The sequence below is a fragment of the Cellulomonas wangleii genome, from assembly GCF_018388445.1.
GTDB lineage: Bacteria > Actinomycetota > Actinomycetes > Actinomycetales > Cellulomonadaceae > Cellulomonas > Cellulomonas wangleii.
Window position 1 is genome coordinate 1,620,514 of record NZ_CP074405.1, and the last position, 13,930, is coordinate 1,634,443.

A 13,930-nucleotide genomic window follows, 5' to 3' on the forward strand; every position below is an offset into this window, starting at 1 on the left:
GCACCGATCGGCGCGTCAGCCGCCCGTGACGCGGGCGAGCAGCCCGCCGGCCCGTCCCGCGCGGCCGGTGCGCCGCTCGGCCCGGTCCGCCCGGCGCGCGGCCCAGCGCGCCGCGGTGATGCCGGCCCACCGCAGGGGCTCGGGCTCCCAGGGCGGCGAGCGGTGCCCCACCCAGGGCAGCCGCGTCAGCGGCGACTCCGCACCGGTGACGAGGTCGGCGAGCGTGCGCCCGGCGAGGTTCGCCGTCGCGACGCCGTCGCCGACGTAGCCCCCGGCCCACCCGATCCCGGTCGCGGTGTCCAGGCCGACGGACGGGTGCCAGTCGCGGGGCACACCCAGCGGCCCGCCCCAGGAGTGCGTCACCGCGTGGCCGGCCACCGACGGGAACAGGTCGACGAGCGCCCGCCGCAGGTGGCCGTGGACGCGCGGTGCGTGCTCGTGGGCGGGCTCCACGGTGGACCCGAGGTGGTACGGGGCGCCCCGGCCGCCGAACGCCAGGCGGTCGTCCGCGGTCCGCTGCCCGTACACCAGCAGGTGGCGGGCGTCGGTGAACGTCTGCCCCTGCTCGAGGCCGATCTGCGACCACACGTCCGCCGGCAGCGGCGCGGTGGCGATCATCAGGGAGTACACCGGCGCCAGCGCGCGGCGCGTGTCCGGCAGCGTCGCGGTCCACCCCTCGGTCGCGCGCACGACCCACCGGCACCGGGCCGTGCCCCGGTCGGTGACGACGGCCCGTGGCGCGATGCGCAGCGCGCGGGTGCCCTCCGCGATGCGGGCGCCCCGCTGCTCGACGACCCGGGCGAGGCCGTGCACGAGCCGCGCCGGCTGCACGCGTGCGCAGTCGGGCGTCCAGGCGCCGCCCAGCACGTCCGTGGCCCGCACGTGCGTGGCCACGCCCTGCGGGTCGAGCAGGTGCAGCTCGTCGCCCCAGCGGCCGGCCTCGGTGACGTCGGCGGCCACCCGGTCCAGCTGAGCGGCACCGCGTGCCAGCGTCACCGTGCCGCCGTACCGGAAGTCGCAGTCGATCTGCTCGGCGGCGGTCACACCGCCCACCTCGACGACCGTGTCGCGCATCGCGGCGCGCATCGCGCGCGCCGCGTCCGGGCCGTACCGGCGCGCGAGGGCGTCTCCTCCCACGGGGAACAGCGCCGAGCACCAGCCGCCGTTGCGCCCGCTCGCGCCGAACCCGGCGGTGTGCGCGTCGAGCACCAGCACGTCGAGCGACGGGTCGGCCTCCAGCAGGTAGTAGGCCGTCCAGAGGCCGGTGTACCCGGCGCCCACGACGACGACGTCCGCGGTGGTGTCACCGTCCAGCGGCGGGCGTGGGCGGCCGGCGGCGGGGTCGTCGGCGACGACCTGCTCCCACCACAGCGAGACGTCCGCGAGCGTCACAGCCGGGCCCACGCCTGCGTGAGCACGTCGCGCAGGATCTGCTCGATCTCGTCGAACTGCACCGGCCCGCAGGTCAGGGGAGGTGCGAGCTGGACGACCGGGTCGCCGCGGTCGTCGGCGCGGCAGTACAGGCCCGCCTCGTACAGCGCCGGGGTGAGGAACCCGCGCAGCAGCCGCTCGGACTCCTCGTCGTCGAACGTCTCCCGCGTCGCGCGGTCCTTGACGAGCTCGATGCCGTAGAAGAACCCCTCCCCGCGCACGTCGCCGACGATCGGCAGGTCCAGCAGCCGCTCGAGGGTGCGGCGCAGCACCGGTGCCTCGCGGCGCACGTGGTCGACGACGCCCTCGGCCTCGAACAGGTCGAGGTTCGCCATCGCGACCGCCGCGGACACCGGGTGGCCGCCGAACGTGTACCCGTGCGCGAAGCTCGCCGTCCCGGCCGCGAACGGCTCGAACACCCGGTCCGACACGATGCACGCGCCGATGGGGGAGTAGCCCGAGGTCATGCCCTTGGCGCACGTGATCATGTCCGGCACGTAGCCGAGGTCGGTGCACGCGAACATCCCGCCGATGCGGCCGAACGCGCAGATCACCTCGTCGGACACGAGCAGGACGTCGTGCTCGTCGCAGATCTCGCGCACGCGCTCGAGGTAGCCGGGCGGCGGGGGGAAGCACCCGCCGGCGTTCTGCACCGGCTCGAGGAACACGGCGGCCACCGTGTCGGGGCCCTCGAACTCGATGGCCTCCGCGATACGGTCCGCCGCCCAGCGCCCGAACGCCTTGGGGTCGTCCCGCAGGTGCTCCGGTGCCCGGTAGGCGTTGGTGTTGGGCACCTTGTGCGCGCCCGGGACCAGCGGCTCGAAGGGTGCCCGCAGGTCGGGCAGGCCCGTGATCGCCAGGGCGCCGTGCGTCGTGCCGTGGTAGGCGATCGCCCGCGAGACCACCTTGTGCTTGCCGGGCCTGCCCCGCAGGCGCCAGTAGTTCTTCGCCAGCTTCCACGCGGTCTCGACCGCCTCGCCCCCGCCCGTGGTGAAGAAGACCCGGTTGAGGTCGCCCGGTGCGTACGACGCCAGCCGCTCGGCGAGGTCGATCGCCTGCGGGTGGGCGTAGGACCACACGGGGAAGTACGCGAGCTCGCGCGCCTGCGCCGCCGCCGCGGCGGCGAGCTCCTCCCGGCCGTGGCCGAGCTGCACGACGAAGAGCCCGGACAGCCCGTCGATCAGCCGGTGCCCCTCGGCGTCCCAGACATGGTGCCCCTCGCCCCGCACGATCGTCGGGACACCCGCTTCCCACGCGCTCTGCCGGGTGAAGTGGCCCCACAGGTGGCTGCGCGCGGCCGTCTGCCGGTCGGTGCCGAGCGGCGTGGTGCTCATCGCGTCCCCCAGTTGTAGAGCTGCTTGTGCAGGCGCAGGTACACGAACGTCTCGGTGCTGCGGACGCCGGGCAGCGCGCGGACGGCGTCGTTGAGCACGGTGAGCAGGTGCTCGTCGTCCTCGCAGACGACCTCGACCAGCACGTCGAACGACCCCGCGGTGACGACGACGTAGTCGACCTCCGGGATGGCCGCGACCCGCTCGGCGAGCTCGTTGAGGTCCCCGTCGGCCCGGATGCCGATCATCGCCTGCCGGCGGAAGCCGACCTGCAGGGGGTCGGTCACCGCGACGATCTGGATGACGCCCTGCTCCTGCAGGCGCTGCACGCGCTGGCGGACGGCCGCCTCGGACAGCCCGACGGCCCTGCCGATGGTGGCGTACGGCCGTCGGCCGTCCTCCTGGAGCTGTTCGATGATGCCCTTCGCCGCCGCGTCGAGCGCGACGGCGGTGCGGTCCCGCTGCGTCATGCCCCGATCGTGGCGCGGACGACAGCGCCGCCGCAAGGGATTCCGTCGGTGCGGCCCGGCTGATGCGACGGATCCGTCGCCGAGCGTGGTCGAGACCGCGGATCTCGGGCACCCGGCGTCGGTTGCTCTACCGTGCGGGCGTCACCCGCACTAGCCTCGCCGCACCGCACGCCACGCCGGCCGCCCTGCGGGGCGTCAGGAGGACGACCGTGACCGACACCCCGACGCTCGAGCTCACCAACGTCGTCGACGGCCGGGACGTCCCGGCGCGCGACGGGTCCACCACCGCGGTGGTGGACCCCAGCACGGGCCGGTCGTACGGCACGGCGCCGCTCAGCGGCCCCGAGGACGTCGACGCGGCGTACGCCGCCGCCGACCGCGCCGCCGCCGGGTGGGCACGCACGACGCCGGCCGAGCGGCAGGCCGCGCTGCTCGCGCTGGCCGACCTCGTCGACGCGCACGCCGACGAGCTGGTGGCCGCGGAGTCGCGCAACACCGGCAAGCCGCTGCACCTGACGGTGACCGACGAGGTCCCGCCGTGCGTCGACCAGCTGCGGTTCTTCGCCGGGGCGGCGCGGGTGCTGCCCGGACTGGCGGCCGGCGAGTACCTCGAGGGGCACACGTCCTGGCTGCGCCGCGAGCCCGTCGGCGTGGTCGGGCAGGTCACGCCGTGGAACTACCCGCTGATGATGGCGGTGTGGAAGATCGCGCCCGCGCTCGCGGCGGGCAACACGGTCGTCCTCAAGCCGTCCGACACCACCCCGGTCACCACGGTGCGGCTGGCGCAGCTCGCGGCGCAGGTGCTGCCGCCCGGCGTGCTCAACGTCGTGTGCGGCGACCGCGGGACCGGTCGCGCCGTGGTCGCCCACCCGCGCCCGGACATGGTGGCCATCACCGGGTCGGTCCGTGCCGGGCGGGAGGTCGCGCGGGCGGCCGCGGACGGCCTCAAGCGGGTCCACCTCGAGCTCGGGGGCAACGCCCCGGTCGTCGTGCTCGACGACGCCGACCTCGAGGCCGCGGCGGAGGGCATCGCGGACGCGGCCTGCTACAACGCCGGCCAGGACTGCACGGCCGCGTCCCGCGTCCTGGTGCACGCGGACGTGCACGACGAGCTCGTGGCCGCGCTCGCGCAGGCGGCGCGCACCCGGCGCACGGGCGCGCCCGACGACCCGGAGGTGGCCTTCGGGCCCCTGAACAACGAGCGGCAGCTGGCGCGGGTCACCGGGCTGCTGGACCGCCTGCCGGGGCACGCCACCGTGGTGGCGGGGGGCGGGCGGCCCCCCGGCGACGGCTGGTTCCTCGAGGCGACCGTCGTCGACGGCCTCCAGCAGGAGGACGAGATCGTGCAGGAGGAGGTCTTCGGCCCGGTCGTCACGGTCCAGACGTTCACCGACGAGGACGAGGCGGTGCGGCTGGCGAACGACGTCCGCTACGGGCTCGCGTCCTCGGTGTGGACCCGGGACCACGCGCGGGCGCTGCGGACGTCCCGCGCGCTGGACTTCGGGGTCGTCTGGGTCAACACGCACCTGCCGTTCGTGGCCGAGATGCCGCACGGCGGCTTCAAGCACTCGGGGTACGGCAAGGACCTGTCACTGCTCGGCCTCGAGGACTACACCCGGGTGAAGCACGTGATGTCCGCGTTCGGCGCGTAGGCACCCCGCGCCGGGCCGTACCCGGACGAACAGGGACGAGTCCGACCCGTGGTCAGGCCTGTCACGGGCGCACGTCGCGCTCGTAGCATGTGCGCGCCGTCGGGCACGACGGGTGTTCTCGGTCGCGGATGTTCCGACGGTGGAAACTTTTCGTTGCCAACAGCGCTCGTCGCGACGGATTCCTTGTGCGTGCACCTGCGGGTGCGCCACCATCCACGCAGGCCGGGGGCGGCCGCGAGAGGAGCGAGATGAGCAGCGGTCGACGTGAGCTCCCGGGGGACCCCCGTGTGCGCGAGCTGGTGCGGCAGGCCGGCGGGGTGTCCCGGCGCAGGTTCCTCGCCGGCGCGGCGGGCGCTGCCGGTGCGGGCGCGCTGCTCGCCGCCTGCGGGACCGCCGGCTCGACCCAGGCGGGGGAGGACGGCGGCGGCGCCGGGGGCGCGCTGCGGTGGGCGAACTGGACGCAGTACCTCGACCAGGACGAGGCGGGCACGAGCTTCCCGACGCTCGCGGCGTTCGAGGAGCAGTCCGGCATCGCCGTCGACTACGCGGAGGACGTCGAGGACAACGACTCGTTCTACGGGAAGGTCTCGCGCCAGCTCGAGAACGGCCAGGACATCGGCTACGACGTCGTGACCCTCACCGACTGGATGACGGCCCGCTGGATCCGTCAGGAGTACGTGGCCGAGCTCGACAAGTCACGGATCCCCAACGCCGCCAACATCCTGCCGAACCTCGCCGGGGTCGACTTCGACGACGGCCGCCGGTTCTCCCTGACGTGGCAGTCGGGCTTCGCCGGGATCGCCTGGGACACCCAGGCGATCCCGGACGGGCTGCGGTCGGTGTCGGACCTGTGGGACCCGCGCTACAAGGGCCGCGTCGAGGTGCTGTCGGAGATGCGCGACACCATCGGGCTGATCATGCTCGAGAACGGCACGGACCCGTCGGGCGGGTGGAGCACGGACGACTGGTTCGACGCGCTCGACGTGGTGCAGCGCCACCTCGACGACGGGCAGATCCGTCAGGTCCGGGGCAACTCCTACGTGCAGGACCTGGCCTCGGGCGACGCGGTGGCGTGCATCGCGTGGTCGGGTGACATCACGTCGTTGAACTACGAGTACGACGGGCGGTTCGCGTTCGCCATCCCCGAGGCCGGGGGCACGCTGTGGAGCGACAACCTCATGGTCCCGCACGCGTCGCCGCGCAGGGCGCAGGCCGAGGAGCTGTTCGACTACTACTACGACCCGCAGGTCGCCGCAGAGGTGGCCGCCTGGGTCAACTACATCACGCCGGTGCAGGGCGCCCAGGAGGCGATGGCGGGCATCGACCCCGCGCTCGCGGAGGACCCCATGATCTTCCCGACGGACGAGATCCTGTCCCAGGTGCGCGTGTTCCGGACGCTCACCCCCGCGGAGGAGGAGCGCTACAACGGGCAGTTCCTCACCGCGATCGGGGCCTGAGAGCGTGACCGCGGTCGGCACGGACGACCCGACGGTCGAGCGCACGGCGGCCGCGGGTGCCGCGCTGGAGATCGACGGCGTCAGCCGGCGGTTCGGCGAGTTCCTCGCGGTGGACGACCTCACCCTGGCGGTCCCGTCCGGAACCTTCTTCGCGCTGCTCGGGCCGTCCGGCTGCGGGAAGACGACCACGCTGCGGATGGTCGCCGGGCTGGAGCGGCCCTCGGCGGGCACCGTGCGCCTGGCCGGGCAGGACGTGACGGACGTGCCGGCGCACCGCCGCCCGGTCAACACCGTGTTCCAGTCCTACGCGCTCTTCCCCCACCTCGACGTGCTCGAGAACGTGGCGTTCGGGCTCCGTCGGCGCCGGGCCCGCGACGTGCGGGCGCGGGCGCTCGAGGCGCTCGAGCTCGTCGAGCTCGCGCACCTCGCCGACCGACGTCCGACGCAGCTGTCCGGCGGGCAGCAGCAGCGGGTGGCCCTCGCCCGGGCCGTGGTCAACCGGCCGGCGCTGCTCCTGCTGGACGAGCCGCTGGGCGCGCTCGACCTGAAGCTGCGGCGGCGGATGCAGCTGGAGCTCAAGCGCATCCAGGCCGAGGTCGGCATCACGTTCGTCCACGTGACGCACGACCAGGAGGAGGCCATGACGATGGCCGACACCGTCGCGGTGATGAACCGGGGCCGCGTCGAGCAGGTCGGGGCGCCGGCAGAGCTCTACGAGCACCCACGGACCGCCTTCGTCGCCAACTTCCTGGGGCAGTCGAACCTGGTGCCGGGCACGGTGGTCGAGGTGCTCGACGGCGGGCGGGTGCTGGGCGTCGACGTCACCGGCGCCCGGCTGCGCGTGCCGGCCGCCCGCAACGTCGCGGCGGGCCCCCGCGTGCTGGTCGGCGTGCGCCCGGAGAAGATCCGGCTGGTCGCGGCGGACGAGCAGGTCGCCGCGGGGCAGGACGTCCTGCGGGGCGGCACCGTCGTCGACGCGTCGTTCACCGGCGTCAGCACCCAGTACCAGGTGGACGTCGGCGGCCTGGCCACGTTCGGTGTCTTCGCCCAGAACGCCGGCGGGGCGACGGTGCACCCGCCCGGCACCCCGGTGGCCCTGACGTGGGACCCGGTCTTCGCCTTCGCCCTCGACGGGGACGAGGAGCCCGCCGCCGGCACGGTCGACCTGGACGACGAGCCGTGAGCGCGGCAGCGGCGCTGGCGCGGCCCCGCGCCCCGGCCGTCCCCGGAGGGCCGCCGCCGGCACCGGCGGGCGGCCGCGGCGCACGTCGGCTCCTGCTGCCGGGCGTGCTGTACCTCGCCGTGTTCTTCGTGCTGCCCGTCGGCACCCTGCTCGCGACGTCCCTGTACGCGCCCGTGCCCGGTGGCGAGCTGGGGCAGTACACGCCCGCCCTGCGGTGGCAGAACTACCCCGAGGCGCTCGGTGCGTTCTGGCCCCAGCTGCTCCGCTCGTTCGCGTTCGCGGGTGCCGCGACCGTGGCGGCCCTCCTCGTCGGGTACCCGATGGCCTACGTCATCGCCGTCCGGGCCCGTGGGCGCCGGACCCTGCAGGGACTGCTCGTGGTCCTGGTGGTGGCGCCGTTCTTCACGAGCTTCATCCTGCGGACCATCGCGTGGAAGCAGATCCTCGCGGACGGGGGAGCGGTGGTCGGCGCGCTGCGGTGGTTGCACGTCCTGCCGCCCGACGGCCGCGTGTCCGCCACGTCGGCCGCGGTCGTCGTGGGACTCACGTACTCCTTCCTGCCCTTCATGGTCCTGCCGCTGTTCGCCGCGCTCGAGCGTCTGGACCCCCGGCTGCTGGAGGCAGGGGCCGACCTGTACGCGACACCCGCGACGACGTTCCGCCGGGTGACGCTCCCGCTGTCCATGCCGGGCGTCGTCGCCGGCACGCTGCTGACGTTCATCCCGGCCGTCGGGGACTACGTCAACTCCTCGCTCCTGGGCAACAGCACGACGACCGTCATGATCGGCCAGGTCGTGGACGGCCGGTTCTTCCGGCTGCTCGACTACCCGACCGCGGCGGTGCTGTCGGTCGTCCTCATGGTCGCGATCCTCGTGCTCGTCACGGCGTACGTGCGGCGCGCCGGCACCGAGGACCTCGTGTGAGCCGGCGGGGGATCGGCGGTGCGGTCGTCCCGACGTTCGCCGCGCTCGGGTTCCTGTTCCTGCTCGTGCCGGTGGCGTACACCGTGCTGTTCTCGTTCAACGACGGCGGCAAGACCAACCTCGTGTGGCGCGGCTTCACGCTCGACGCGTGGCGGAACCCCTGTGGCGCGCCGCGTGTCTGCTCGGCGCTGGTCGGGTCCCTGCAGGTCGGTGTCGTCTCGACGGTCGTCGCGACGACGCTGGGCACGCTCCTGGCCATCGGCCTGGTGCGCGCCCGGTTCCGCGGCCGCCCGGCGGTCGACCTGCTGGTCTTCCTGCCCATGGCCACGCCGGAGGTCGTCCTCGGGGCCGCGCTCGTCTCGCAGTTCCTGTCCCTGCGCCTGCCGCTCGGGTTCGGCACCGTGGTGCTGGCGCACGTGATGTTCTGCCTGAGCTTCGTGGTCGTGGCCGTCAAGGCCCGCGTGTCGACGCTCGACCCGGCGCTCGAGCAGGCGGCGGCGGACCTGTACGCCACCCCCTGGCACGCGTTCTGGCGCGTCACGTTCCCGCTGCTGCTGCCCGGGATCGGGGCGGCTGCCCTGCTGGCCTTCAGCCTCAGCTTCGACGACTTCATCGTCACGAACTTCACGTCGGGCGGGTTCACGACGTTCCCGAAGTTCGTCTACGTGTCGGCGACCCGGGGCATCCCCCCGCAGGCCAACGTCATCAGCTCCGCGATGTTCGTCCTGGCCCTGCTCGTCGTGCTGGTCGTGCAGGTGGTCGCACGGGCGCGTCGGCGCTGAGCGCTGCGCCGCCCGGGGGACCGGCGCCCCTGTTCACAGGCGGACCGGGGATGATGTCCTGCGGCGGACGTACGCTGTCCGCGCACGCAGGGCCGACCGCGGCCCGCAGGAGGGGGTGTCGTGGAGACCGTCGTCGGGGTGCTCGTCTTCGTCGTCGTGCTGCTCGGCTCGATCGCGCTGCACGAGGTGGGGCACATGGTGCCCGCCAAGCGGTTCGGTGTGCGCGTCAGCCAGTACATGGTCGGGTTCGGCCCCACGCTGTGGTCCCGCACGCGCGGTGAGACCGAGTACGGGATCAAGGCCCTGCCGCTCGGTGGGTACGTCCGGCTCATCGGCATGTACCCGCCGGACGAGGCGGTCGGGGCGCGGGCACCGCGCACCTGGTGGCAGCGCCTGGCCGCCGACGCGCGCGCGGCCAGCGCCGGGGAGATCCGCCCGGGCGAGGACCACCGCGCCTTCTACCGGCTGTCGACGCCCAGGAAGCTCGTCGTCATGCTCGGCGGTCCGGTGATGAACCTCCTCATCGCCGTGGTCCTGCTGCTCGTCGCGTACGTCGGCATCGGCATGCCCGTGCCCGGCACCACGGTCGAGAGCGTCTCGGAGTGCATCGTCGCCGCCGACGCCCCGGCCGGCACCGCGTGCGCCGCGGACGACCCGCCGGCGCCCGCGGCGGCAGCCGGCGTGCGGCCCGGGGACCGCCTCGTGTCGTTCGACGGCGTCGAGGTGACCTCGTGGGCCCAGGTCAGCGCCCTCATCCGGGACGCCGGTGACCGGACGGTCCCGCTGGTCGTCGAGCGGGACGGCCGCCAGGTCGACCTGACGGCCACGCCCGTGGTCGCGGAGCGTCCCGTGGTCGACGACGACGGCTTCGCGGTGACCGACGACGCGGGCGAGGTGCTGACCCGTGAGGTCGGGTTCCTCGGGCTCTCACCGGCGTCGGTGATCCAGCGCCAGTCGGTCGGCGAGGCGCTGTCCGTCGCCGCGTCCGGGACGTGGCAGACCATGCAGGTGGTCGTGACGCTCCCGCAGCGCGTGGTGGACCTCGTCACCACCACCGCCACGGGCGGTGAGCGCGACCAGACGTCGATCGTCGGCCCCGTGGGCGTGGGCCGGTTCGCCGGCGAGATCGCGGCGATGGACACGGAGCCGGTCGCGGTGCGGGCCGCGGGCCTGCTGTCGACCCTCGCGATGCTCAACCTCGCGCTGTTCGTGTTCAACCTGCTGCCGCTGCCGCCGCTGGACGGTGGGCACGTGGTCACCGCGCTGTGGGAGGGCGCACGGCGTCAGGTGGCGCGCCTGCGCGGCACGGCCCGACCGCGCCCGTCCGACTCCGCACGCCTCGTGCCGCTGGCGTACACGGTCTTCGTCGTCCTGGGCGGCGTCGGTCTGCTGCTGGTGTACCTCGACATCGTGGACCCCGTCCGGATCGGTTGACCCGGTGCGGCAGGCGTCACGGTCGTGGACGTCCGGTGACGGCTCGGTGAGCATGCGTGTGACGCACCTCGCCCTGCGCCGACGCGGGCGCGACGGGGTGGGATGATGGGGAGGTGAGCACCCCGATCAGCCTCGGCATGCCGCAGGCCCCCGTACCCGTGCTGGCCCCGCGGCGCCCCACCCGCAAGATCCGCGTCGGCAAGGTCGAGGTCGGCGGCGACGCCCCGGTCTCGGTGCAGTCGATGACGACGACGCCGACGACCGACATCAACCGCACGCTGCAGCAGATCGCGGAGCTGACGGCCTCGGGCTGCGACATCGTGCGGGTCGCCGTGCCCAGCCAGGACGACGCCGACGCGCTGCCCGCGATCGCGCGCAAGTCGCAGATCCCCGTGATCGCCGACATCCACTTCCAGCCGAAGTACGTCTTCGCCGCGATCGACGCCGGCTGCGCGGCCGTGCGCGTCAACCCCGGCAACATCCGCAAGTTCGACGACCAGGTCAAGGAGATCGCGCAGGCGGCCACCGACGCCGGGGTCTCGATCCGGATCGGCGTCAACGCCGGCTCGCTGGACCCGCGGCTGCTCGCCAAGTACGGCAAGGCGACGCCCGAGGCGCTCGTCGAGTCCGCCGTCTGGGAGGCGTCGCTGTTCGAGGAGCACGGGTTCCGTGACTTCAAGATCAGCGTCAAGCACAACGACCCCGTCGTCATGGTCCGCGCGTACGAGCTGCTGTCCGAGCGCGGTGACTGGCCCCTGCACCTCGGCGTCACCGAGGCCGGGCCGGCGTTCCAGGGCACGATCAAGTCCGCCACCGCTTTCGGCGCGCTGCTCAGCAAGGGCATCGGCGACACCATCCGCGTGTCGCTGTCGGCCCCGCCGGTCGAGGAGGTGAAGGTCGGCATCCAGATCCTGCAGTCGCTCAACCTGCGCCCGCGCAAGCTGGAGATCGTCTCGTGCCCGTCGTGCGGCCGCGCGCAGGTCGACGTCTACACGCTGGCCGAGAAGGTCACCGCGGGCCTCGAGGGCATGGAGGTGCCGCTGCGCGTCGCCGTCATGGGCTGCGTCGTCAACGGCCCGGGTGAGGCGCGCGAGGCCGACCTCGGTGTCGCGTCCGGCAACGGCAAGGGGCAGATCTTCGTCAAGGGCGAGGTCATCAAGACGGTGCCCGAGTCGATGATCGTCGAGACGCTCATCGAGGAGGCCATGCGCCTGGCCGAGACGATGGACCCCGTCGAGGCGGGCACGGGCGCCCCCGTCGTCAGCGTCGGCTGAGTGACCGGCGCGCATCGCGCCGTCGCACGGGCGACAGCCGCGTGTGACCTGGGGCACAATCAGGACATGGTGCTGCCGCCGGCGACGACGCTCTCGGGACGCACCGGCGCGGCCGTCCTCGGCGACGGCGACGTGCCGGCCGCCCTGGCGGTCTGCGCGACGGACCCCGTCGGGTCGGTGCTCGCCGCCAGCCGGCTCGAGCACGCGGCGACCGTGGGTGTGCGGCGCGCCGGCGGCGAGCTGTGGGGCTACGCCGAGGACGACGTCCTGCTGGCGGTCTGCTGGGTCGGCGCCAACCTCGTCCCGGTCGTGGGGACCGCCGACGCGGCGGTCCACGCGCGGGCGACGGCGGCGTTCGCCGAGCTCGGCGCCACCCGCGGGCGCCGCTGCTCGTCGATCGTCGGCCCGGCGCCGACGGTGCTGGACCTGTGGGGCCGGCTGCGCGGGACGTGGCCCGTGGAGCGGGAGGTGCGGGCGCACCAGCCCTCGATGGTGCTCGACACGGAGCCGGTCATCGCGTCGGACCCGCGCGTGCGCCGCTCCCGCCCCGACGAGTACGACATGGTGCTGCCCGCGTGCATCCGCATGTTCACCGAGGAGGTCGGGTACTCCCCGGCCAGCGGGCCCGGCGGTCCGTACGAGACGCGCGTGCGCCGGCTCATCGAGGAGGGGCGGTCTTTCGTCCTGGTCGACCGCGCGGGCGGCTGGCGCCGACCGCGGGTCGTGTTCAAGGCCGAGGTGCCGGCCGTGGCCGGCGGCGTCGCCCAGGTGCAGGGCGTGTGGGTCGACCCCGAGCGCCGCGGCGAGCGGCTCTCCGAGAGCGGGATGGCCGCGGTCGTCCGCGCGACGCGCGCCGACGTCGCTCCCGTCGTCTCCCTGTACGTCAACGGCTACAACACCCGGGCGGTGCGGGCCTACGAGGCCGTCGGCTTCCGCGAGGTGGGCGCGTACGCCACCGTGCTGTTCTGACGCCGAGGCCCGCCCGTCCACCGTGCCGAGCGCCCGGCGCGCACGCCGCGACGGGTCAGCGCAGCAGCCGGGACAGCCGCCGGTCCGCGAGCGGCTTGCCGCCCGTCTGGCACGTGGGGCAGTACTGCAGCGAGGAGTCCGCGAACGACACCTCGTGGACCGTGTCGCCGCACGGGGTGCCGTCCCAGCCCGGGCACGGCTCACCGGTGCGCCCGTGCACGCGCATGCCGCGGCGCTTGGCGTCCTTCAGCTCGGCGGCGGGGCGCCCCGAGGCGGTCGCGACCGCCTCCGTGAGGACCTCACGGATCGCGGTGTGCAACGTGCGGGTGCGGGCCTCGTCGTAGGAGCGGGTCGGGGCGAACGGGCTGGTGCGGGCCACCAACAGGATCTCGTCGGAGTAGGCGTTGCCGATGCCGGCGATCGTGCCCTGGTCCCGCAGCAGGCCCTTGACCTGCTGGTTGCGTGCCGCGAGCAGCTCGCCCAACCGCTCGGGCGTGAACGCGTCCGAGAGCGGCTCGACCCCGAGCGTCGCGACTGCCGGCACGTCGCGGGGGTCGGCCACGACGTGCACCGCCAGCCGCTTGCGCGTCCCCGCCTCGGTCAGGTCGAAGCCTGACCCGTCGTCGAACCCCACGCGCAGCGCGATCGGTGACTTCCCGGGCCGCGCAGGGCGCTCCGGCAGCGCGTCGTACCAGCGGACCCAGCCCGCACGGGCGAGGTGCCACACCAGGTGCAGCGGACCGTCCGTGGGGGAGTCCACCGCGGTGTCCAGCCACTTGCCGTGCCGTGCCACGTCCGTCACCCGTCCGCCGCGCAGCGCCGCCGGGGCGGGGCGGAACGTCTTCAGCGCGCTGATCGCGGCGACCTCGACGCGGGTCACGGTGCGGCCGACCGTCCGCTCGCGCAGGTGCTGCGCGAGCGCCTCGACCTCGGGCAGCTCCGGCACGGGGTCATCCTCGCACCGGTGCCCGCCTCAGCGCCCGTGCTCCGTCGCCGGTGCACGCCGGGCGCCGCCGCCCGTGGG

The 13,930-nt window shown here is 74.2% G+C and carries 12 protein-coding genes; 8 read left to right on the forward strand and 4 right to left on the reverse strand.

The features are described 5' to 3' along the window. Window positions 1-15: 15 nt before the first annotated feature. The 3 genes from KG103_RS07530 to KG103_RS07540 are packed head-to-tail and all read right to left on the reverse strand — an operon-like array spanning window position 16 to window position 3,232. Entirely contained in the window at window positions 16-1,404 is a 1,389-nt protein-coding gene (locus tag KG103_RS07530; protein WP_207341413.1) for an NAD(P)/FAD-dependent oxidoreductase, read from the reverse strand. Beyond that, complete coding sequence (locus KG103_RS07535; protein ID WP_207341412.1) at window positions 1,389-2,765, reverse strand: aspartate aminotransferase family protein; 1,377 nt, start codon at window positions 2,763-2,765, stop codon at window positions 1,389-1,391. The genes KG103_RS07530 and KG103_RS07535 overlap by 16 nt, the downstream gene beginning before the upstream one ends. Then, a complete protein-coding gene (locus KG103_RS07540; RefSeq protein ID WP_207341411.1) occupies window positions 2,762-3,232 on the reverse strand; it encodes an Lrp/AsnC family transcriptional regulator in 471 nt (156 codons plus the stop codon). The genes KG103_RS07535 and KG103_RS07540 overlap by 4 nt, the downstream gene beginning before the upstream one ends. Before the next feature lie 209 nt (window positions 3,233-3,441). Between KG103_RS07540 and KG103_RS07545 the strand changes: the two genes are divergently transcribed. The 8 genes from KG103_RS07545 (at window position 3,442) to KG103_RS07580 (ending at window position 12,906) form a co-directional block, all read left to right on the forward strand. Continuing rightward, the gene (locus KG103_RS07545) at window positions 3,442-4,884 is read left to right on the forward strand and encodes a gamma-aminobutyraldehyde dehydrogenase (protein WP_207341410.1); all 1,443 of its coding nucleotides are present in this window, start codon (window positions 3,442-3,444) and stop codon (window positions 4,882-4,884) included. Between the two features lie 248 nt (window positions 4,885-5,132). Then, complete coding sequence (locus KG103_RS07550; RefSeq protein ID WP_207341409.1) at window positions 5,133-6,341, forward strand: polyamine ABC transporter substrate-binding protein; 1,209 nt, start codon at window positions 5,133-5,135, stop codon at window positions 6,339-6,341. A gap of 4 nt (window positions 6,342-6,345) precedes the next feature. Beyond that, window positions 6,346-7,524, forward strand: coding sequence for an ABC transporter ATP-binding protein (locus tag KG103_RS07555; RefSeq protein WP_207341408.1), 1,179 nt, complete (start codon window positions 6,346-6,348; stop codon window positions 7,522-7,524). Continuing rightward, a complete protein-coding gene (locus KG103_RS07560) occupies window positions 7,521-8,447 on the forward strand; it encodes an ABC transporter permease (RefSeq protein WP_213319999.1) in 927 nt (308 codons plus the stop codon). The genes KG103_RS07555 and KG103_RS07560 overlap by 4 nt, the downstream gene beginning before the upstream one ends. Beyond that, window positions 8,444-9,229, forward strand: a complete 786-nt coding sequence (locus KG103_RS07565) for an ABC transporter permease (RefSeq protein WP_207341407.1) — start codon at window positions 8,444-8,446, stop codon at window positions 9,227-9,229. The genes KG103_RS07560 and KG103_RS07565 overlap by 4 nt, the downstream gene beginning before the upstream one ends. A 120-nt stretch (window positions 9,230-9,349) precedes the next feature. Further along, window positions 9,350-10,663: a M50 family metallopeptidase gene (locus tag KG103_RS07570; RefSeq protein WP_207341406.1), complete on the forward strand. Its 1,314-nt coding sequence runs from the start codon at window positions 9,350-9,352 to the stop codon at window positions 10,661-10,663. 137 nt (window positions 10,664-10,800) lie between these two features. Continuing rightward, entirely contained in the window at window positions 10,801-11,937 is a 1,137-nt protein-coding gene (gene ispG, locus KG103_RS07575) for a flavodoxin-dependent (E)-4-hydroxy-3-methylbut-2-enyl-diphosphate synthase (protein WP_207341500.1), read from the forward strand. A 66-nt stretch (window positions 11,938-12,003) separates the two neighbouring features. Then, a complete protein-coding gene (locus KG103_RS07580; protein ID WP_207341405.1) occupies window positions 12,004-12,906 on the forward strand; it encodes a GNAT family N-acetyltransferase in 903 nt (300 codons plus the stop codon). Between the two features lie 55 nt (window positions 12,907-12,961). On the opposite strand, the gene KG103_RS07585 is transcribed toward KG103_RS07580, so the two are convergent. After that, window positions 12,962-13,852: an Fpg/Nei family DNA glycosylase gene (locus KG103_RS07585; RefSeq protein WP_207341404.1), complete on the reverse strand. Its 891-nt coding sequence runs from the start codon at window positions 13,850-13,852 to the stop codon at window positions 12,962-12,964. Between the last annotated feature and the right edge of the window lie 78 nt (window positions 13,853-13,930).

Excerpts from the sequence above, each read along its gene's own strand:
- KG103_RS07550 (WP_207341409.1), top strand. The coding sequence starts at position 5,133 with ATGAGCAGCGGTCGACGTGAGCTCCCGGGGGACCCCCGTGTGCGCGAG.
- ispG (WP_207341500.1), top strand. The coding sequence starts at position 10,801 with ATGCCGCAGGCCCCCGTACCCGTGCTGGCCCCGCGGCGCCCCACCCGC.
- KG103_RS07540 (WP_207341411.1), bottom strand. The coding sequence starts at position 3,232 with ATGACGCAGCGGGACCGCACCGCCGTCGCGCTCGACGCGGCGGCGAAG.
- KG103_RS07535 (WP_207341412.1), bottom strand. The coding sequence starts at position 2,765 with ATGAGCACCACGCCGCTCGGCACCGACCGGCAGACGGCCGCGCGCAGC.
- KG103_RS07580 (WP_207341405.1), top strand. The coding sequence starts at position 12,004 with ATGGTGCTGCCGCCGGCGACGACGCTCTCGGGACGCACCGGCGCGGCC.